The following is a 21,009-nucleotide window of genomic DNA, read 5'->3' as shown; positions in this document are numbered from 1 at the left end:
TTCCAAAACCAATTTTAACAAAAAGTCCTGCTCTGCAGCTTCGATTCCAATACCGTTTAATGATTAGGAATGGAGTATTTGTTATAGTGTGAAAGGGTTAGGTTATTTTACTCCTGAATCACAAGTCGCTTAGTCAATTTACCTTTGTTGCCGGTAATTTCGAGGAGGTACAAACCGGCTTGTAATTTATCAACAGCTATACTTTGGCTCGGAAAAGTAAGTCCTTCAGTTTGCAACATTTGTCCTGTGATGGAATAGATAGTTGCTTTTCCTTTAGCTATAGGACTATTGAAACTGAGGTTGATTTTCTTTTGAAGGGAATTGTATTTAATCGAAATATTTTGGTCAGATAGTTCATTTATTGCAGCAGCTTGACTCACCACAAAAGGAAGCGAATCAGAAGGTCCGGGAACAATTCCTGGAGAGCAAGGAGAGGGCCCCCCGCCGATATTAACATTAAAGAAAAATGTATAATTCCCGGCAGCCAATTGACCTACATTAAATGTATCGGTGTAATTGCAAATTACTGTCAGCGGACCTAAGCAATGCAGCGCAGATGCAGACAAATTGTTACCATTGGCGGAATAAAATTGCTGGTGGTCACTGCAGCCTCCCGAAGGAAAACTCATATCTACTAAAATTTTTATTTGATCACTGTTGGTCGGATTTGCGGGATGCACAGTTATCCCATTTATAAATTGTGCCTGTGCATTAAAAATTCCAAAAACGCAAAGCAGAAGGAGTAATATTTTTTTCATGGTAAAAGATAAAATGACAACTCTGTTAATATACTCAAAGTTAGTAAATTAGTTTTGGATATTCAAATTGATGCGGAGTTTTTAATTACTCGATTCAAAGCTTTAATTATTTGATTTTTTGATTTTTAATTTAGCCTTTAAATCGAGTATAATTTTATTTGGGTCGATATGTTGCTTCGGCTGGTCATTGGATGATTGCTTTTTAAAATTGACTAAAGTTGTTTCAATTTAATAATGGCATGACTATTACCCGGAAAAAATACATTTTACTACTATGTAATTACCTTGCCAACTGAATGTGAATTAATTTTGGCGCGTTTAAAATTCGCACAAATGAAGAATAATTGTAATAAACAATTCCTGAAAAGGGTTAACAAAAAATCAAGCATAAAGAAGTCAAACAGAGTATCTCAAAAAATTATAATATGACAAAAAGTAAATTACAAGAAATGCACAATATGGGAATTGTGGTTTTGTCGTTAGATAAGGCTATTGCTTTTTTCGAAGAAATAGGACTAATGCTGGAAGGGCGTATGATGGTAGAAGGGGAATGGGCGGGACGAGTTACAGGATTAAGGAATCAGTCGGTGGAGATAGCCATGATGGTGACTCCCGATGACCATAGCCGGCTTGAACTTTCTCGTTTTATACATCCTCACACCATTGGAGACCACAGAACTTCACCGGTAAACGCACTTGGCTATCTGCGCTTGATGTTTAGAGTTGATCATCTTGACGAATTGCTATTAAGGTTGCAACAGCATGGTGCAGAACTGGTTGGGGAAGTAGTTCAATTTGGGGACACTTACCGGCTTTGCTACATTCGTGGTGTAGAAGGACTTCTGATTGGATTAGCGGAGCAACTGGGTGATAAAACAGCAACGGATATTTTGGACAATTCTTGAAAAAGATATTTTAATTAAAACAAAATCTGAGCTTCAAAATTTGATGAGGACACCTGTATATTAGTTTTCTACATAAATCAAAAACAATAATTATTAATAAATTCATCACTCAAAATAAATTTTCCAAAAATTAAATATAAATAACATGGCAAAAGTATCCATCTATTTAAATTTCCAAGGCAAAACAGAGGAAGCATTTAACTTTTACAAAAAAGTTTTCAAAAATGAATTTTCAGCACCAATTATGCGAATGGGCGATATGCCGGCACCCGAAGGTATGCCTCCACTTTCAGAAGCAGACAAAAGTAAAGTGATGCATGTTGCTTTACCCACTTTAAATGGGGTTGAAATTATGGGAACCGATAATTTGGAAAGCATGGGACATCATACAAAAATTGGAAACAATACTACTATTAGCCTTGAGCCCGATACAAGAGAAGAAACAGAGCGATTATTTAAATTATTATCAGAAGGAGCTACTGATTTAGCGCCCCTGGCAGAACAATTTTGGGGAGCACTTTGGGGCTGCTGTTTAGATAAATATGGTATAAGATGGATGTTTAATTTTCCTTTGAAAAAATAAAGGGCAACATAAATTTCAACAGTAAGTTTAAGCTTTTACGCTTTTATTAAGTTAAGGAAGTAAGTAGTCTTTTCCTTTTAGTGTAAGGTTGCATTTTTTATAAATCAACACACAAGTTGCAGGATATTCGCGCTGTATGAACGCTGCATAATTACCTTGCTTAACAAGAGAATTATTTTAAATTTACGGCAATAAAATAAATTCCAAATCGTTTTCTACTCAAACTAATGGAAGAATTAAAACTGTATGTTCAAAGCGAAGTATTGAGCTTAGCTTTTGTGAAAGTCACTAACGATCAGTCGTTAATTAAATCGAAACTACTTGATTCAATAACTGTTGTTGATTTATTAGTAAGTATTGAGGATAAGATTGGAAAAAAAATTCCGCAGCACTTAATAAACGAAGATAACTTTGATAGTATCGATAAAATTGTAGCAACTGTTAGCTTAATTTGAGATGATTAAGCAGGGTATTTTCCATTACTGTTTGCCGCTTATAATTACCTTAACTATCGTTTATTTTATTTCTTCAAGCAAGGCTATAAATACGTATGTGTTTTCACAAAAAAGTTCCAAGAACCTCCCCAAAAGTGAATCCAATTTTATCGAAAGCTTTAAAGAAAATCCTTACTGGGAGAATGAATTTTTAAATGCAGGCGATAGCGCTGAAATAATATATTTACTTGGTTCTTCAGAATTGGCCGCCGAATCAGAAGCGATACCCTATACTTTTATTTCAAGCCGTTACCAAACAAAGGTTAAGGCAATTGGACATGCCGGAAACCAATGCTTGTCTATTTTTACTCAACTATTAGCAAATGAGGATAGGCTGGTAAATGCACCGATTGTGATTATACTTTCTCCGGGATGGTTCGAATCAAAACCATCAAAAGGCACCAGCTCTGCAATTTTTTTAGAATTTAATTCCGAACGCTTTCTATCCGGAATAATTTCCACTAATAATTCAAAATACAAGGCCTATTTAAATAAGAGAGTTTCACATCTTTATAATGAATTTTCTTCCCCTCATCTCGCGCTAAAATGGATGAACTTTAAACATTGTGCTTCAAAAAGTGTGGTGCATAAAATGATTTTTTCTCCGGTACTTTATTGTGATGAAAAAATCTTGAACATCAAAACTAACATAATAGGGGAGAGGCTTGACAAGGCTTTTCCAAAAAGATTTTCGATAAATTCCGAATCTGTTTTTATAAACTGGGACAGTTTAGCTGAATCCAGCAAACTTACTGTTTCATGCAATTCCACAAATAATTCACTTGGTATTGCCAATGATTATTACACTGAATTTATTCATGGCAAGGAAGGGAGAGTTCAAAACGTAAGTAAAATATTTAATCAAGAGTTGGAAGATTTTTACATGCTGTTAAACTTAATTACCGAAAAAAATGTAAACGTAAGTTTTATTATTTCACCCTTGAATCCGCTGTACTATAAGAACCTTAGCGATTTGGCACCCACCATACAGGAAATCGAAAACAGCATAAAGGCAAAAGAATTACCACTTTTGAATCTTTTTGAAACCGATAAAAATAAATACGATAAGGCATTACTACATGACGTAATGCACCTGTCGGATTACGGGTGGTATAAAGTGGATAAATTTATTGTTGAAACTTATCTTTTGAACAAATGAGCAAACTGCATTTAAAAAAGTTTTTTGGAAATACATTCTTGTATCTGATTATAGCGCTGGCACTTTATTTCTTATATTCTCCTTTGAATGATCATCCGGATAACGAAACTCATTCCGCCATTCAATTCGTGTACCAACAGTTTTAATATATGCTGCCATTTAGCTCGTTTGAGTTTTTTATTATCATGGCACTTTTTGTTGCCCTGCTTTGGATAGCTAAATACCTGTTAAAGGAATCAGCATACAAGTATGCACTATTTCTATTAAATTTAGTATTTCTAACACTTGTCTACCCAAAACCATTTCATTTTTTAATCCTTATTGGCTTTTCTTATATCGCCACATTTTTAATTACTAATAAACTAAAATTTGAAAATAAATTATGGGGAATATTGCTGCTGCTGTTACCAATGCTCTTGGTTAAACTGGATATTCGTATCGCTTCATATCCTTTTGAGTTGAACACTATTTTTTCTTTCGCCGGTTTGTCTTATGCCAGTTTCAGAATTATTGGTTTTTACTTGGATAAGGCCCCCGGAGAGAAGGTGGGAGATTTTGTAAGCTACTTTAATTTTTTAGCCTTCACACCAACCTTATTGATTGGGCCAATTGATAAATTTTCAAGATTTAAAGCATCCCAAGATATTGGATTTGCTGCTATTAATTTATCAAACTTTATTTTGGGATGGAATGCTGTGGTGAAGGGAATTGCTTTTAAGTATGTGCTAGCGGAACTCATAAGTCGCTATTGGCTTGGACTTTTTGATGCTTCTAATAAGGAGATTTGGTATATGATGAATAATATGTATGCCTATTATTTATATTTATTTTTTGATTTTGCCGGATATTCATTTATGGCCTTAGGAGTAGGGAAAATGATGGGGATGAATGTTCCGGTAAATTTTACAAATCCGTTTTTAGCAGAAAACCCACAAGACTTTTGGAGAAGGTTTCACATTAGTTTGGGCGATTGGTTGAAGGATTATTTTTTCACGCCCCTTTATATGTTTTTCACCAGAAGGAAAGGACTGAAAAAATATCCCCTTACAAGGCAAAATGTTGCACTTGTTTTGACTTTTCTTTTAATGGGTTGTTGGAATGGCTTTAAACTTCATTTTATGCTTAGCGGACTCTTATTTGGTATTTATTCAGCACTACACAACACGTATGTTGTAAGCTGTAAAAAGAACGGAAGAGACATCGTTTTTGGAGCGCTAAATCCAACAGCAACCAAAGCAATCAGCATAGTAATTACGTTTAATCTCGTCGCTTTTGCATTATATATTTTTAGTGGACGTTTTCCTTTAATTTGATTCAATATGAGATATGATTTTCACCTTAAACAATTTGTTGAAAAGGCAACAGCAGAACATAAACTTGCCATAGCCGGTAGTGACGTTGATATTGATTGGGAAACGTTATGCAGTAAAACACTTTCACTTGCCAATAAGTTGGAAGAACAGGGTATTCCCAAAGGTCATCCGGTTATAATTTATGGACATAAGGAGCATCTTTTTCCAATTGCCATGTTAGCCTGTATGCATGTTGGCATTCCTTATATTCCAATTGATATAATTTATCCGCAGGAAAGAATTAAAAAGATTATTGAAAAATCCGGATCGCAGGTGTTAATTAATTGTTCAAGCGATAGTCTTGCTATTGATATTGCACTATACATCAATTGCAAATTAGAAATCGAAACAAAGTATGCACCACAATTTGCTTCCTTCATTTACGAGCAGGCCGAAGACCCACTATTGTATATTATGTTTACTTCAGGCTCAACCGGAGAGCCAAAAGGCGTGCAGATTACTAGATCCGCAGCATTAGCGTTTATTGATTGGGCACAAGTTGATTTTGGATTTGATGAAAAGGATGTTTTCATGAATCAAGCTCCTTTTACCTTTGATGTTTCACTCTGTGATGTATTGAATGCATTTCGTTTGGGCGGGACGCTGGTTTTAAATTCATCTGAACTAGTAAAGAACCAAGAAGCATTTTTAAAACGAATTTCTAATTATAAATGCACTGTGTGGACATCCACTCCCTCGTTTGCTTATTTGTATTTAAGACGAGAGGATTTTAATTCAACTGCACTCGGTTCTTTGCACACCTTTTTATTTATGGGCGAGGAGTTGCCCAATAGAACTGTTGCAACGTTAAAGCATAATTTTAGAGAAGCACGAGTGCTTAATGCTTATGGGCCAACCGAAGCAACTATTGTAACCACTTTAGTAGACATTGACATGGATATGCTTACTAAGTATCCCAATTTGCCTATAGGCTACCCAAAGCGGAATTGTGAGTTAATTATCGAAAAGGAAGCAGCTTCAGAAAAAGAAGGTGAACTTGTAATTGTAGGTGACCATGTTTCGATTGGATATTTTAAAAATGAAGAATTAAACCAGCAAAAATTCTTTACCCACAATGGCAAACGTGCATTTCGAACCGGTGATTTGGCATACTATGAAGCGGGGATGCTTTTTTATTTAGGACGCAACGACGACCAAGTGAAAATGAATGGTTTCCGTATTGAGCTAAGCGAAATTAGCAATGTAATATGCTCCGAGACAGAAATAATCGATGCAGTAACGATTGCGCTTAAAAGAAATAGGGAAGTAAAAAAAATTATAAGCTTTGTGATTTCAACTGCAACCAAAAATCCCAATGATTTAAAAAAGGAATGTATAAAGCAACTCGAAAAGAAGCTTCCATATTACATGATTCCCGGCGATATTGTTGTAATGAAGGAATTTCCATATAACTCAAGCCATAAGATTGACAAAAATAAATTGATGGAGGATTACCTAAAGCAATAGATAATATAGAAGGTATTGAGATATGTTTACAATATCAAATTATCCCGCTCATCCATCTCCCAAAAGGGATTAAAAGCAACCTCAAATAAATGTCCGTCTAAGCTTTTAAAATAGCCGCTGTATCCGCCCCAGTATACTTTTTGAGCAGCTTTAATAATAATGGCGCCAGCCGTTTCGGCTTCCTTCATAACTTCATTAACTTCATCTTCACTTTTGGCATTGTAGGAAATGGTGATGGCAGAAAATCCGGTTGGAGTATCTGCAGTCATGGCATCAGCAGCTAGTTCATGACGCGGATGTAAGGCAAGTGTAATTCCACCCAATGGGAAAAGTGCGAGACCTTCTACACTGTGTTTCGATTTTTGCCAGCCCAGTTTTTCAAAGAAGGCAATCGATTTTTCTATGTCGAATACACCCAATGTAATGAGATTTAATTTTTGACGCATGCGCTTATTTTTAAAAAGAAAAAGCGAAGAATTTCCTCGCTTTTTCTAAAGTTGATTTATTTAAAACAAAAACCACCGGGAATAATTCCCACTTGAAAACTATCGATAAAAGTTGCAACTGCATTGTAACGCAATACATATCCATTTCCAACAAAATTACCCGGACTGGTTGCATAAATAATATCATCAGCAGGATCAATCGCAAAGGAATAAAATCCGCGATTAATGATAGAAGAAGGTATAACACTCGATGCAGTGATAGAAAATGAATTTATTTCGCCCGAATAATTGGAGAGGTAATACAAATAATCCTTCGCTTTATTGCAAGTTAAATTTTGCGGACGATCCATTGTGTTAGGGAAATTGAAACTAGCTTCTATAGTATTGGAGCTTGTATTTATACGAACCAATTTGCCTGCAACAACACCAAGGCTATCGCTTTTTCCGCCACAAAGCACCCAAATTTTTCCGTTCTTATCTAAGGTAACGCTGTTGGGATTAATGCCAACAGTAAGCGTTTTAACAACCGCATCAGTAGAAGAATTAATTATGGTAATGACGCTGTCGTTTTCGTAACCCGAACTTGCCACATATACAAAGTTGCCGGCTTTAGCCATTTTTTCGGGACTGGCAGTTGTTGGAATCAAGGCGCCAAGTGATTTTGTAGCTAAATTAATTACGCGCACTCCTTTGTTTGCGCCCGATGCACCCCATTGCGATACATAGCCTTTATTGGCATCTATACCTAAAAAATAACGTGGAGATGAGAGCCCGCTTATTTTTCCGTCGGAAGCAATGGTACTGGAATTAACCACTTCAATTTTATCTGCATTGTTAACAACAATGTATCCTTTTCCATTATATATTTCCATGGATTGAACCAGATTGCCCAGTACTACACCATTTACGGTTTTAAAAATATCATTACTGGTAGCACTGGTCCCACGGTTGTAAAAACTGAGCGTCCCTGTACCGCCTACAAATGCACCTTCGCAGGTAATAAATACGCCATTGTCATACGTTGCAGCAGGGGTAGGTTCATCCACCGGTGTTGGATTAGGATCTTCAGTGCTGTCTTTTTTACAAGATGAAATCGAAGTAGTTAGCACTAGAATAGCAGCTAGTGACAAAAATTGGAAGCTTGTTTTTTTCATGTTATTTTCTAATTATGGTAAATTGAAATGGTTAATATTATTAATTCTTATTTCCAATTCCTAAATCCTAAATCCTAAATCCTAAATCCTAAATCCTAAATCTTTGTACTTTGTACTTAATACTTTGTACTCACTACTCACTAGTCTCTACTCAAATCCGAACACTCAATCCAACAACATAATTCGCCAAAGGCATCGGCCGCCAAGCAATAATTTGATATTGCTCGTTCCAGATATTTACAAATTGAGAATAAATATCGAATTTTATTTTTTTAAATGTTACTGTTTTTGAAAGTGTAATTGTCCCAATTTTAAAAGATTTTAAATACTCTGTGTTTTCGCTATTTGTAAATCGTTTACCCGTATAATTGTGAAGGTAAGAAATTTTAAATCCTTTTAGCGAAACCATTCCTTCCACCTGAAAAATGGAAATGGGAACGTAAAAAAGTTGCTTGCCAAATGTTGCCGCATTTGTTTGATTTCGCTCGTTATTTTTACTAATAGTATGACTGTATTTGGTATTTAATTGTAGCAATATTTTTGAGATCATATAGCTAGCATCCAATCTTGCTTCCAAACCTCTTGACCATACTGAATTTACATTTTGAGGGCTCCAAATAGCATTTACACCGGGTTGCCACACAATCATATTTTTTACTTCACTAGCAAAAATGCTAATTTCTGAATTAATGTTGCCTTTCTTTTTTGCATAAGATTGGCCAATTCCCACATCACCGCTCCATCCACTTTCGGGTTTTAAATTGGCATTTCCTTTTGCAAGGGCTTCAGTCCAAAAGAGATCGTTAAAGGTGGGTAGGCGATAATTTCTTGAGATATTTCCCCGCACTTTTAATAATTTAAAAAATAATTTTTCGGTTCCAAAGCTCGCAGTAAAAGGCACTTGATGCGTTCCATAATATTCTTTACGCACACTAACTTTGTTTTTCCAGCTTTTATTTTTTGAATTGATTTGCAAGGCGGCAAACGCTGCTGTCCGATTTTGCTGGGGTTTAAGTGTACTGTAACCATCACTCAAGGCCTTAATAAAAGTGTTATTCACGCCAAGTGTGAGATACAAGCCTTCTGTAAAAAAATAACTGTCTTCAGCTTCTGTAATTATGGTGTGTGAGCGACTGTAGGAGTACAGTGGAATATCAGGGTCATTAAAATTTAGTCGTTCATCAAAATAGGCCACACGGATTTTACTTTGATTTTGTTTTGCGCGATAACTCCATTCCATATTTACGCGGTAAAATTCATCTTTTTGAATTTGTTTTGTTGCTCCACTAATAATAGTAGCCGGAATTTGCCTTTGATTACTTTGATACCAAAAACGAATGCTAAGCACTTGTTTTTGATTGAGCTTTAAATAACTTTCTAAAAGTGTACCACTTTGTTTTAATTTAGCATTTTGCTGGAATTGTTTGGGTTTGTCGAGTTCAGCGGTGTTGATGAAGGGATAATTATTAAGAGCAGTATGATTAAATGCTGTTGCACTAAAGCTGAATTTAGCATTACTCCATTTTACACTTGCACTTTGTTGGTAATTATCAAAACTTCCAAAAGAACCACTAACTGCGGCATGAAGGCCGGTGTTAAATTTTGGAAGGTTGTTTAGTAATATGGTTCCACCTACTGAAGCACTGCCATATAAAGCACTGGCTCCTCCATAACTGAGGCTTACTTCATCTAAAAAGCATGCAGGAATGAGTGCATAATCTAAAAAACCATTCATAGGGCTTTGCAAATTAAATCCGTTCCAAAGTGTTGCTGTTTGGCTTCCGGATGAACCTCTGAAACTGGCTGTTGACAAGCTACCCATTCCATAGGATTTCACAAAAAAGGAATTGCTTTGCACTAAAAGGTCGGAAAGATTTTGTGCTATTGGTGCATGAATTGTTGAGGAATCAAGTTTTTCAGATTTCTGTCCGGGATTATTTTGAGTGTAGCGATTGGCTTCAACCGAAAATGCTTTAAGGATAATGGTTGTATCCATTACTTGATTTTGTGCCTGAGATAATGTAGTATTTAGGCATATCGAAACCAGACAGCAAATTTTTTTTAGGCTGTTGGAAACGGATGGGACTAAAAAATTAATTCTGTTTAGCATTGCATAATATTAACGCAGATTAATAGAGGAAAGTAGAGAATACAATATAATACTGTAAACTTATTCCTTGCCTTTTCTCCGAAAGCTGCGAATGTTATAAAATTGTGGCAGGTCTTCTGACTCTTCCTACTTCTGAATGCCTTCCCGTTAGTTGCATTAACAGTGGCTTTTGATTTTCAGAAGCTGTATTCTTCAAATGAAGAAAAGGAATCACAGCAGCGGGAACTGTTAAGGATTTTCACCTTATTCCCTTTTAATGCAGTTTCATAAAAATAAAACCGCAACCAAAATTTTGTGCTGCAAATGTAATGGAATTTTTTAGTTTGAAGTTTTTCTAAGAAAGTTAGCGGAAGGAGTATTTTGAAAGGATAAAATTTTGATACTAACTTTATGCCAAAAATTAATGTTATGCTAGCAGAAATAATCACCATAGGCGATGAAATATTAATCGGACAAATTGTTGACACCAATTCAGCATGGATGGGACAAGAGCTTAATTTGGTGGGGATACGCGTGAAGCAAATTACGTCCGTAAGCGATGATAAACAACATATACTGGATGCACTTAAAGAAGCAGAAGCGCGCGTGGATATTGTTTTAATTACAGGTGGTTTAGGTCCTACTAAAGATGACATCACCAAAAATACGCTTCGGGAATATTTTAATTGTGAATGGCGTTTTGATGAAGAAGTGTTGGAAGATGTTACACGAATTTTTAGCAAGTATGGACGTGAAGTTACAGAAGTAAATCGACTGCAAGCGCAAGTTCCCGAAGTATGCACCACCATCCGCAACCGCAATGGAACCGCACCTGCCATGTGGTTTGAAAAAAATGGAAAGGTGCTGGTATCAATGCCCGGAGTTCCGCATGAGATGAAAGGAATAATGCTGAATGATGTTTTGCCAATGCTGAAAAAGAAATTTAAAACTCCGTTTATCCTGCATAAAACAATCCTCACACAAGGCATTGGAGAAAGCATGTTGGCTGAAATGATTAGCGATTGGGAAGACAGTTTGCCTGCGAATTTTAAATTGGCTTACCTGCCTCAAATCAGTGCAGTGCGTTTGCGCTTAACTGCTGTAGGTGAAAATGAAGCAGATTTAATCGGGCAAGCAAGAGAATTAATTGAAAAACTAAAGCCTTTAATTTCGGAACATATTTATGGATATGAAAACGATACACTCGAAGAAATCGTTGGAAAATTGCTTCGTAACAAGCAAAAAAAGTTGGCAACAGCCGAGAGTTTTACAGGAGGAGCAATTGCATCTGCCATTACAAAAGTTGCAGGAAGTTCCGATTATTACGAAGGCTCAGTAGTGAGCTATGCCAACGAAATAAAAGTAAATGAACTTGGCGTTAGCGAAAGTGATTTAAAAGATTTTGGCGCCGTAAGTCAACAAGTAGCTGAGCAAATGGCAATAGGAGTGAAGCAAAAATTTAAATGCGATTATGCCATTTCTACTACCGGAATTGCTGGGCCATCGGGTGGCTCAGAAGCAAAACCGGTGGGCACTGCTTGGATTGCAATTGCAACTCCTGAGGGCGTGTTAAGTAAAAAATATTCTTTTGGAGAACAACGTAACGCCATTATACAGCGTGCTACCCTAACAGCATTAAATATGTTGAGAAGGGAATTGATTTAGAAGACCTCACATCATTTTTGAATTATTAGATTAAGTGTATTACCAATTATTTTAGAATGATTAATTTTCCGAATAGTAAAAACTAAAATAAAAAACTAAATTCGTTTTGCAATATTCAATTCATGATTGAAAATAAAAAGCGAAATCAAAAGGAACAGCATTCGTCCGCAAAGGAACCTTTTGTGCCCTATATTAATAGGAATATGCGTTTTTTTAATTCATTTGAAGAAATGGAATCAGCTGATGCCTGGAATCAGCCAATTTTTCTACTATTGAGCATTTGCAACATGTAACAGAATATATTCAATATGCCTATTCCAAAGAATTGGAAGCGAAAATGGATGTAAGAATTTATTTTAAGTAATGGAGATAGTTTTGCCTGAATTTAAGCACCTGTTGCTTTTGTTGAATAAGTATAATTCAAGGAATACTTAATTGTATCAGATTATTCCAAAATAAAAAAGCTTATTCAGTTTTATCCGATAAAACAAGTCCCAAAATTCGAGCGGATTCTGGGACTTGTTTTTATGTATTAGGCAGCTTGCTTCACCAATTGAATTTCAGCATTGATGCGCACTTCTTCGCTTACTAAAACGCCACCTGTTTCTAGCGCAGCATTCCATCCTAAATCCCATTCTTTACGGTTAATTTTGCCTGAAATTGTAAATCCGGCTTTTTCATTTCCCCAAGGATCTTTGTTGGTTCCGGCAAATTCAACATCGAGGCTAACTGCTTTTGTAATTCCTTTTATGGTGAGATTGCCATTTATTTTTCCACTAGAGGCATCATATTCCGTTGATACAAAACTCAAGGAAGGATATTTTTCTACATCAAAAAAATCTGCACTTTTTAAATGTGTATCTCTTTGTTCGTTGCTTGTATCCACTGAAGAAGCATCGGCGGTAAAGGAAACCTTAGCATGCTTAAAACTATCATCTTCTGCTTCCGCTTCTGCTTTTATAACTTTAAAACTTCCGGTAACATTAGTAATCATCATGTGTTTTACCTTAAATTGTAATTCACTGTGTGCTGCATCGGTGCCCCATTTTGTTGTTTTCATTTTTTTAGTTTCCTTTATTAACGATGCAAAACTACATCGCACGGGAAGCCTGCTCCAATAAAGCAGATTAAGAAAATTACTTAATGTAGATTAAGACGGCGGTAATAATTATTCATGTTTATTTTTTTGAAACACATAGTCACATAGTGCACATAGCTTTTTGAAATCTGCGCGCTAAACCACCCCCTGCCCCCACCAGCGGGGGATACATAAATGTGCCCAATCCGCTTTCTATTGCACTTGGCAGTTTTATAAATTAATCAGCATATCAGCTAATCAACCAATCGGCTAATCGGCTTATCAGTTTATCGGCTTATCAGCTAATCAAATCAACGTTTAATTAATTGTAAAATGTGTGATAAAAACAGAATTGAAATCCCGATTACTTCAACAATTGCCTACGAAGCTTGCTAAGGAATTCGGGAGTTAAGCCAAGGTAGGAAGCAATTTGAGTTTGTGGCAGGCGTTGTACCAGAAAGGGATATTTTTTGCAAAAATAATCATAGCGTTCGGCTGCTGTAAAACAAATGCTTTGCATAATGCGTTCTTGATGGGCAATAAAAGCATTCTCTAAAATTATTCTCGAAAAGCGTTCATACTTAGGAACCTTTTCATAAAATAAATCCATGTCTGCTTTCGAAACCAAAAATATCTCTGAGTCTTCCAAAGCATCTATATTCATGGTGCTTGGCATTTGGCTGTTAAAACTTTGTATGTCACCTGTCCACCAACCTTCCGGTGCGAATTGAAAAATATGTTCAACACCATTTTTACCTACACAATAAGAGCGTAAGCAACCCTTATTTACGAATGCGGTGTACTTACAAACATCACCTTCTTGCAACAAATATTGGCGTTTGCGAATGCGTCTTTCTTTTAACAAGGAAAGCAGCAAATCAATTTCTTTGGTTTCAAGTTTTATGTGCTTGCCAATACTAGCAATGAGTAGTGATACATCCATTAGAACAAATATAGCTTAGCGTGTAAAATGATAAGCATAGGTTTTGCTGTTTCCTTTTTTATCTTCCACCTGCACTTTTAATTCATGTTTTCCGCTGCCTATTCGCTCATCAAAAATATAATACAGCAAATTTGATTTGGCATCGCATTGCATTAAAATCCATTTTCCATCGATAGTACCTCTATAGGATTTAATTCCCGACAAAGAATCATACATACGGAATCGCAACCATTTTGCAGCTTTAATATTTTTGTTAGCAAAGGCAACAATGGGTGACAACACCGGAGGAACCGAATCAACTGCAAGTGTAAAAGTGCCAAATGTTTTTGTTTGTGTTTTTACCCCTCCAAAAGTTTTATCCCATTCACCGCCTTCAGAAGTTCTAACCCCACCATTCAGTGAAACAATAACGGTTTTGTTTTGCAAGCGCTCAGCAAGTTTTCGCGGTTTAATTCCCATTTCATAATAAGCTTGAACGGGCTCAACATCTTTGTGCACATGATACAAAGGTGCTATTCCTTTTGCCGAATCGCTTACATAAAATTCAAAATTAATATCGTTATAAATTACTTCTTTGGGTAAGTTAATTTGAAAATTAGTGGTCGCAAATGCATTGTTTTGGTTGTACAAAAATTTCTCAACCACATTTTTTGCCGGTATCGCTTTTGGCTTAATGCTGGCCAAAGGTGAACTTTTAACATAAAAAGAAACCACACGTTTATTTCCGAAAATATCTTTTGCTGTGATGACTATGTGGTGCGTTTTTTTATCGGTAAACAAATAATAGCCACGATTTTTTTTCACTTCATAAATAGGTAGTTTATTATTTGGCAATAAATAGCACCGCTGAATAATTAATCCTTTTTTCTTTTTTTCGGGATAATCAATATGTGCATTTACATAGCGCCATTGATCAAATGAGAAGGTGTTTATTTTATGCAAGTAAATAATTTCACTATCCACCTTTAACTCCACTGAATACGTTCCGTTAACATTGGTGCGCGCATCTTCGGTATCGTAGGTAGTTAATCCAAAGCCAATAAAGCCATGAACTTTTATGGTATCTGCGGCAGGAATACTTATAGTAGATTCCGATAAACTCCTCGCTACAACCGGATAAAAAGCATCTTCATTTTTAGCATTGATAAATGAAATTTCATTCATAGGATATATTCCTATTTTACTAATCACCGGTTTCACAGAATCTTTCACATCAAAACCAAACAATAAGGGATTGATAGCAAACTCCGTTTTTTCATCCCTTACTTCAAAATGTAAATGTGGTCCTCTTGAACCACCTGTGTTTCCAGACAACCCAACAAGATCAGATTTTTTAACCGGAATGGCTTCGGGTGCTAATTTAAAATCAACTTCAAAGGATTCCAGTTTATATTGCTCTTTGCGCAGATAGCTGGTGATGATGGAATTGTAGGCACTCAAATGTCCGTATACGGTAACAAAGCCGTTAGGATGCGTGATGTATAAGGCATTTCCATATCCGGCAGCCTGCACCTTAATGCGCGAAACATAACCATCGGCAGGAGCATATATCGGTAAGCCTTCTCGGTTTTCGGTTTTAAAATCTAAACCCGAATGAAAATGATTGTTGCGAATTTCGCCAAAATTCCCGGCAAGGGTGAGTGGAATATCTAAAGGAGCCCGAAAATAATTTTTGGGATAGGTTTGTGGCTCACTTTCGGTAACGGCTTGTTTAGTTAGTGATACAACGGGTACACCAAGCGCAATCGACACCAAAATTAAACTTAGGAATAAGACTAGTCGCACAATATTTTTTTCTAATTCACTTTCGTAAAGTTAGCTTGCAATAATAGTGCTGCTTATTTAAGTGTAGATAAAATATCCACAATGGAAAGTTGATAGTGCTCAGCGCAATTTTTTAGCGAGCTCCTTGCATTTTTCATCTGCAGAAGCATCGTCAATTGAGATAGGTGATAAAGCCATTGCCTTTTGCAGCCATACTTTTGCATCTGCTGTTTTACCCATTTCGTAATAGGTGTTTGACAGTTCATATTGATGCATCTTATATTTTGGTTCCAGAATAATTGCTTGCATAAAGCATTTCACAGCATCTTCGTAAGAACCACCGGGTGGAACTCCTCCAAACAAGGTATTAATGGCAAGTTTTTCGATCGCACCAAAGCCTGCAATAGTGCGGTGCCAGCGTCCCAAAATATGCCAAGCGCCTGCATGTTTTGGATTAATTTTTAAAGCTGCATCCAATTCCGATTTAATAAGTTTTGCATTCGATATTTTTTGTTTGGTACTTGCGTTTTCATTTAATCGCCCAAGGGCCAAGGCATATGCATAATGGCATTCGGCATTCGTATGATCTGCTTTCACAGCTTTTCTTGCCAGGTATTCGGCTGTGTGATAATAACTCATTTGAATATTTTCCGGTTGAAATTTTCCGTAACGCGAATAAAAAAAACTGGCATTTTGAAGGTAATCTGCTTTACTCGAATCGGCTTTAAGCAAGCGCTGAAATACAGCAATTCCTTCTTTGTAGTTTAATTCTTTTTTGTAATGCAAGCCTTTAGAATAAAGCTCTTCATTTGATTGCGCATAAAGCGCCACTGTGCTAAGAAAAAGTACCTGGGCGAGGAGTAGAAGTTTATTTTTCATATCGACTAAGGTACTAAAAATAAAAAACTTTGTGTGGGAAATTAAAAAAGTTTTACCCGACACAAAGTTTTTTATGCGCTAAAGTATAGGTTATTCAATAACCAATCTTCGCACAATTTTTGTTGAACCTTCTTCCACAGTTAAAAAATATACGCTTTTTGAATAGCCCGTTAAATCTAACATAAAGGTATTTTTGTCAGCTTGAAGAATAGTTGCAAAAATTGTTTTACCAATTAAATTCATTACCGTAATTTTTTTAGCAGTATTTCCGGTAAAAGCTAAATAAAAAATACCATTGCTTGGATTGGGCTGAATGGTTAAAACTTCAGTTGAATGGATACTTGAAACACCAACATTGATTATTGCCAATGTATTTGAAGTATCGTTACAACCGGTAGTGCCACTCCAGCCTATAACGCGATAGTTGCCGTTTTGTGTGGCTGTGTAAGTTTGATTGGTAGCGCCCGAAATGGGAACATTGTTTCTTAACCATTGGTAAAACACAAAAGAGCCTGTGCTGAGTAAATTCCCATTGGCGGTTGCTACAACTGTTGGTAAAGCTAATACCTGTATAGATAGAGGATTTGAATCGGCAGTATTGCTTGTTTTGCAAGTCGCATTGCTACTCATGGTGCAAGAAATACTATTTCCGTTAGCTAAGGTAGTGGTGGTATAATTCGCTGTGGTGGCGCCGGGAATAGGTGTTCCATTTTTCTTCCAAACATAACTAGGCGCAGTTCCTCCGTTGGTTGGAGTTGCTGTAAAAGTAATGGATTGGTCTTTGCAAATAATATTCATATTGGAAGCAATGCTAACGGATGGGGTTACTGTTGGACTTACTGAAACCGGAATCACATTTGAGTTTGCAACCGGATTTACTGTGCAAGGAAAACTGCTGGTTAAGATACATGCAAAAGTATTTCCATTGGCAGCTGTGCTTGTGCTATAAGTGCTCGCTGTTGCACCTAAAATGGGATTGTTGTTTTTTGTCCATTGATAACTTGGTGTAGCGCCTCCGTTAACTGGGGTTGCTGTGAAGTGAATGGTGTCGCCTGCGCAAGAACTGGTGTTGCTGGCAGTAATGCTCACTGATACATTTAAATTGGAAGAAATGGTTAATTTAATTGTATTGCTAGTAAGCGAATCGATGGATGCACAGCGCACAGAAGAGATTAATGTGCAAGTAATACTGTCTTGATCAGTGGGTGTATTTAGTGTGAAACTTGCACTATTACTGCCAACAGGTATTCCATTTTTCTTCCATAAGTAGTTCGGGCTTGCACCGCCATTGGTGGATATTGCAGTGAAGGTAATGGGGGCCGCACTACACAATACGGTTGAAGGGGTGCTTATTGAAATGCCGGGTTGAACGAGCGGATATACTTTAAATTTAATGGCATTACTATGCACAGGTGAAATACTGCAAGGTAAATCACTGGTTAAGGTGCAAGTTACTTCATCGCCGTTATTTAAATTAGAAGTGGAGAAACCTGCGGAATCACTGCCAACTGGAGCTCCATTTATTTTCCATTGATAATGGGGCAAGGTGCCTTCATTTTGCACGCTGCTGCTAAAGCTTACAACTGTGTTTGCACAGATCGTATCTTCAGAGGCAACGATAGCTATTACCGGAGGACAATAGCTGGAGCAAAGTGAGCTGTGACTGCCCAAATTACTGATGTTGTCGGTCGAAAAGGGAATCCATTCAATGCTGGGATCGAATGCGGCATTGAGGTTATTACCTTTGGCAAAAGTTGGATTGCGAACCAAGGTTGTATTTAGGGTAGATACGCCTACACTGCTCCATTCGGTACCCGGATCTTGAGCAATTTTTCCAAAAATGTCAAGGGCGCGACCATCTTTAAAAAGCGCAATGGCATCGTCTCCATTAAAACTAAAACCAAAAGTGGTATCAGCTATATTTAAAATTCCTGCATTTGCCGAAGGATGCGCAAGCACATATACGTCAAGCGGAAGAATTGTTCCTGATAAATTTACGCTTTGATTGGGAGAGCCATTTCCATTGGTGTAAACATTAATTTGGTAGCCCGATAAGTCTATTGTATCAGCTGTTGGATTGTATAATTCAATTGCTTTGTTGTTGGATGTGCCTTCGATATACTCCGAAATAAATAAGTCGCTGCAATCGTTTAAAACCAGTGGTGGCTGGGGTGCCGGAAGTTTGTAATAAGCCACGCTTTCGGAAGAGGAACAGGTAGAATACAATTCAAGAATGCCATCATTATCGAAATCAGCACCCAAAATAACTTCAGGATCGGGAATATTTTCGGCAATATTAATTTTGGTGAAACCTTGATTTCCGCCATTTCTATACCAATTTATTTCATCGTCTGTGCGGGAAGTGGAAGCTACATCAATATCGCCATCACCATCAAAATCGGCAGCATACACATAAGTTGCACCTTGTGCATTGTTATCGATAATGTGTTCTGTTCCGGCAGGACTTTCATACCACATTACTCTGTTATCGCCAAAACTGGCAGAGAGCACATCCACGTCGTTATCTCCATCAACATCTACAGCAAAAACAGAATTCACGCCAGATGCGCTTCCGTTTAACTCCCAATTATTAAAATTAAATCCGGTGGCGGAATTATAATGCACTACAACTTTTTGTGAGCCTGCCGTTCCTGCATAAGCAGCAACTACATCCATAAATCCATCCTGATCATAATCCAAAGGAAAAACATCCAACGGATAATGATAACTGGCATCAACTAAATGTTGCGTGAAAATTTCGTTCCCATCGTTTTCAAACCACAACACTTTAGCAGTAGATGTTGATTGAACCGTAGAAGCGACCACATCCATATCTCCATCAAAATCAAAATCGATAGGATAAACAGCATAAGGATCTATGATTGAAACAAGCAAGTGATCCACAAAAACACCGGCGCCTTGGTTTTCGAGCCAACTCACACGGTTGCCATTATTTTCGGTATACACAGCATCCATGTCGCCATCACCATCTATATCCGCAGCGCGAATTTGTCGGCAACCCATTGACGAGTATAATGGAAAAACAGGAAGCGTTGTAAATACACCATTGCTATCGTTACGATAAAAGTTAATGTTGGCATATCCTGCAGCTAATAAATCAATATCACCATCGTTGTCAAAATCGCCATGACAAGCATAATTGGCGTCGGATAAATAGCGATTCAATCGAAACTTTGTGAATACATGTGTGGGGCTATTCCAATACACTTTAACATCGAATCCCGAAGCACCTATCACATCCATGTTGCCATCGCCATCAAAGTCGGCAGCTCCCACCATAGAAACATTGTCTAATGCAAAATCCAAATAATCGCCCAACACAAAAGTTAAGTTACCGGTGTTACGAATCCAAGTGAGTCGATCGTCAGCATAATCGGCAAGTAGCACATCGTTTTGAGCATCGTTGTTTAAATCTACTGCATAGATGTCACGGAATTCGCCACTTGCCATATTGCGCCTGATAAAAGTGCCGGCGGTATTGGTAAACCATCCGGATCCCGCACTTGAACCATACATCAAATCCATGTCATTATCCCTATCCACATCACACAAACTGATGTTTCGAGGGATGTTTAAATTGCTGATTAAAATGTGTGAAGTAAATTGTTGATTGCTGTCATTTTCGAGCCAAACAATTGTACTATCGAGTTGCGAGGCTGCAGCTAAATCCATGTCTCCATCCATATCGAAATCGTTGGAAACAACTGTATTGGGTCCATCAAAACCGGTGAGGATATCAATAGCAGTAAAGGATTGCGATCCGTTATTTTGCAACCAGAAAATTTTATCATCGCCAAAAGCGGCACACACCACATCGGAGTCACCATCACTGTCAAGGTCAATTACATCTACCGAAGCTGCGCCAGTTGCGGAATTTGATAAAACTATTGAAGTAAATACATTGTTCCCATCATTCCGCATCCAGTAAACGCGATCATCTGTAAAGGAAGCAGTAACCACATCCATATCTCCATCCTTATCCAAATCAGCAGCAATAGCCGATTGCACTTGATCTTGCTTTTGACCAATAGTATGACTTATAAATTGTCGGCCACCAATATTTTCTTGCCATTGCAAGTTTGAAAGTCCACCAGTTAATATGTCTTTATCGCCATCCCCATCCATATCGGGAGTACTCATGCATAGTGTGGTGTAGGACAATAAATGTGTTTGATATTGCGCTTTTAGTTGAAGAAAGGATACTAATGCAAGAGCGAAAAGGAGTTTTGATTTTAGCATAAAGATTTGATTA

General features: G+C 37.1%; 16 protein-coding genes and 1 riboswitch. Of the genes, 7 read left to right on the top strand and 9 right to left on the bottom strand.

The genetic code is table 11. From position 1 onward, the window contains the following. Positions 1-107 precede the first annotated feature (107 nt). The gene (locus IPP32_11415; protein ID MBL0048689.1) at positions 108-758 is read right to left on the bottom strand and encodes a T9SS type A sorting domain-containing protein; all 651 of its coding nucleotides are present in this window, start codon (positions 756-758) and stop codon (positions 108-110) included. A gap of 425 nt (positions 759-1,183) precedes the next feature. On the opposite strand from IPP32_11415, the gene IPP32_11410 reads away from it, so the two are divergent. From IPP32_11410 to IPP32_11385, 6 genes are all read left to right on the top strand, one after another. Then, positions 1,184-1,663 carry a VOC family protein gene (locus IPP32_11410; protein MBL0048688.1) on the top strand — a complete coding sequence of 160 codons (480 nt, stop codon included), beginning with the start codon at positions 1,184-1,186 and terminating at the stop codon, positions 1,661-1,663. Positions 1,664-1,808: 145 nt separating this feature from the next. Further along, positions 1,809-2,246: a VOC family protein gene (locus IPP32_11405; GenBank protein ID MBL0048687.1), complete on the top strand. Its 438-nt coding sequence runs from the start codon at positions 1,809-1,811 to the stop codon at positions 2,244-2,246. A 227-nt stretch (positions 2,247-2,473) separates the two neighbouring features. After that, positions 2,474-2,701 (top strand): hypothetical protein, encoded by a 228-nt coding sequence (locus IPP32_11400; GenBank protein MBL0048686.1) that lies wholly within the window; start codon positions 2,474-2,476, stop codon positions 2,699-2,701. A gap of 31 nt (positions 2,702-2,732) precedes the next feature. After that, positions 2,733-3,899, top strand: a complete 1,167-nt coding sequence (locus IPP32_11395) for a hypothetical protein (GenBank protein ID MBL0048685.1) — start codon at positions 2,733-2,735, stop codon at positions 3,897-3,899. 149 nt (positions 3,900-4,048) lie between these two features. After that, complete coding sequence (locus tag IPP32_11390) at positions 4,049-5,212, top strand: D-alanyl transfer protein (protein MBL0048684.1); 1,164 nt, start codon at positions 4,049-4,051, stop codon at positions 5,210-5,212. Between the two features lie 6 nt (positions 5,213-5,218). Continuing rightward, complete coding sequence (locus tag IPP32_11385) at positions 5,219-6,718, top strand: amino acid adenylation domain-containing protein (GenBank protein MBL0048683.1); 1,500 nt, start codon at positions 5,219-5,221, stop codon at positions 6,716-6,718. A 26-nt stretch (positions 6,719-6,744) separates the two neighbouring features. Here IPP32_11385 and IPP32_11380 read toward each other — a convergent pair whose 3' ends face one another. The 3 genes from IPP32_11380 to IPP32_11370 form a co-directional block, all read right to left on the bottom strand. Further along, positions 6,745-7,164: a VOC family protein gene (locus tag IPP32_11380; GenBank protein MBL0048682.1), complete on the bottom strand. Its 420-nt coding sequence runs from the start codon at positions 7,162-7,164 to the stop codon at positions 6,745-6,747. Positions 7,165-7,220: 56 nt separating this feature from the next. After that, positions 7,221-8,318 (bottom strand): hypothetical protein, encoded by a 1,098-nt coding sequence (locus tag IPP32_11375; protein ID MBL0048681.1) that lies wholly within the window; start codon positions 8,316-8,318, stop codon positions 7,221-7,223. A gap of 151 nt (positions 8,319-8,469) precedes the next feature. Continuing rightward, the gene (locus IPP32_11370) at positions 8,470-10,314 is read right to left on the bottom strand and encodes a TonB-dependent receptor plug domain-containing protein (GenBank protein MBL0048680.1); all 1,845 of its coding nucleotides are present in this window, start codon (positions 10,312-10,314) and stop codon (positions 8,470-8,472) included. A gap of 202 nt (positions 10,315-10,516) precedes the next feature. Beyond that, a riboswitch (cobalamin riboswitch) is annotated at positions 10,517-10,732 on the bottom strand. A 104-nt stretch (positions 10,733-10,836) separates the two neighbouring features. Between IPP32_11370 and IPP32_11365 the strand changes: the two genes are divergently transcribed. Then, complete coding sequence (locus IPP32_11365; GenBank protein MBL0048679.1) at positions 10,837-12,072, top strand: competence/damage-inducible protein A; 1,236 nt, start codon at positions 10,837-10,839, stop codon at positions 12,070-12,072. A 532-nt stretch (positions 12,073-12,604) separates the two neighbouring features. On the opposite strand, the gene IPP32_11360 is transcribed toward IPP32_11365, so the two are convergent. The 5 genes from IPP32_11360 to IPP32_11340 form a co-directional block, all read right to left on the bottom strand. Then, on the bottom strand, positions 12,605-13,132 hold the full coding sequence (locus tag IPP32_11360; protein MBL0048678.1) for a YceI family protein: 528 nt from the start codon (positions 13,130-13,132) through the stop codon (positions 12,605-12,607). A 382-nt stretch (positions 13,133-13,514) separates the two neighbouring features. Further along, on the bottom strand, positions 13,515-14,093 hold the full coding sequence (locus IPP32_11355; protein ID MBL0048677.1) for a Crp/Fnr family transcriptional regulator: 579 nt from the start codon (positions 14,091-14,093) through the stop codon (positions 13,515-13,517). Positions 14,094-14,108: 15 nt separating this feature from the next. After that, the gene (locus tag IPP32_11350; protein MBL0048676.1) at positions 14,109-15,878 is read right to left on the bottom strand and encodes a M23 family metallopeptidase; all 1,770 of its coding nucleotides are present in this window, start codon (positions 15,876-15,878) and stop codon (positions 14,109-14,111) included. A gap of 99 nt (positions 15,879-15,977) precedes the next feature. After that, positions 15,978-16,736: a hypothetical protein gene (locus IPP32_11345; GenBank protein MBL0048675.1), complete on the bottom strand. Its 759-nt coding sequence runs from the start codon at positions 16,734-16,736 to the stop codon at positions 15,978-15,980. Between the two features lie 90 nt (positions 16,737-16,826). After that, entirely contained in the window at positions 16,827-20,996 is a 4,170-nt protein-coding gene (locus IPP32_11340; GenBank protein MBL0048674.1) for a VCBS repeat-containing protein, read from the bottom strand. Between the last annotated feature and the right edge of the window lie 13 nt (positions 20,997-21,009).

It is taken from the genome of Bacteroidota bacterium, from assembly GCA_016721765.1.
In the GTDB taxonomy this organism is placed as follows: Bacteria; Bacteroidota; Bacteroidia; order UBA4408; family UBA4408; genus UBA4408.
Note: the sequence above shows the minus strand (reverse complement) of the source record. Positions and strands in the feature narration are given on the sequence as shown.

Coding starts and splice junctions, on each gene's coding strand:
- IPP32_11415 (MBL0048689.1), bottom strand. CDS start 758: ATGAAAAAAATATTACTCCTTCTGCTTTGCGTTTTTGGAATTTTTAAT.
- IPP32_11410 (MBL0048688.1), top strand. CDS start 1,184: ATGACAAAAAGTAAATTACAAGAAATGCACAATATGGGAATTGTGGTT.
- IPP32_11405 (MBL0048687.1), top strand. CDS start 1,809: ATGGCAAAAGTATCCATCTATTTAAATTTCCAAGGCAAAACAGAGGAA.
- IPP32_11400 (MBL0048686.1), top strand. CDS start 2,474: ATGGAAGAATTAAAACTGTATGTTCAAAGCGAAGTATTGAGCTTAGCT.
- IPP32_11390 (MBL0048684.1), top strand. CDS start 4,049: ATGCTGCCATTTAGCTCGTTTGAGTTTTTTATTATCATGGCACTTTTT.
- IPP32_11385 (MBL0048683.1), top strand. CDS start 5,219: ATGAGATATGATTTTCACCTTAAACAATTTGTTGAAAAGGCAACAGCA.
- IPP32_11380 (MBL0048682.1), bottom strand. CDS start 7,164: ATGCGTCAAAAATTAAATCTCATTACATTGGGTGTATTCGACATAGAA.
- IPP32_11375 (MBL0048681.1), bottom strand. CDS start 8,318: ATGAAAAAAACAAGCTTCCAATTTTTGTCACTAGCTGCTATTCTAGTG.
- IPP32_11370 (MBL0048680.1), bottom strand. CDS start 10,314: ATGGATACAACCATTATCCTTAAAGCATTTTCGGTTGAAGCCAATCGC.
- IPP32_11365 (MBL0048679.1), top strand. CDS start 10,837: ATGCTAGCAGAAATAATCACCATAGGCGATGAAATATTAATCGGACAA.
- IPP32_11360 (MBL0048678.1), bottom strand. CDS start 13,132: ATGAAAACAACAAAATGGGGCACCGATGCAGCACACAGTGAATTACAA.
- IPP32_11355 (MBL0048677.1), bottom strand. CDS start 14,093: ATGGATGTATCACTACTCATTGCTAGTATTGGCAAGCACATAAAACTT.
- IPP32_11345 (MBL0048675.1), bottom strand. CDS start 16,736: ATGAAAAATAAACTTCTACTCCTCGCCCAGGTACTTTTTCTTAGCACA.
- IPP32_11340 (MBL0048674.1), bottom strand. CDS start 20,996: ATGCTAAAATCAAAACTCCTTTTCGCTCTTGCATTAGTATCCTTTCTT.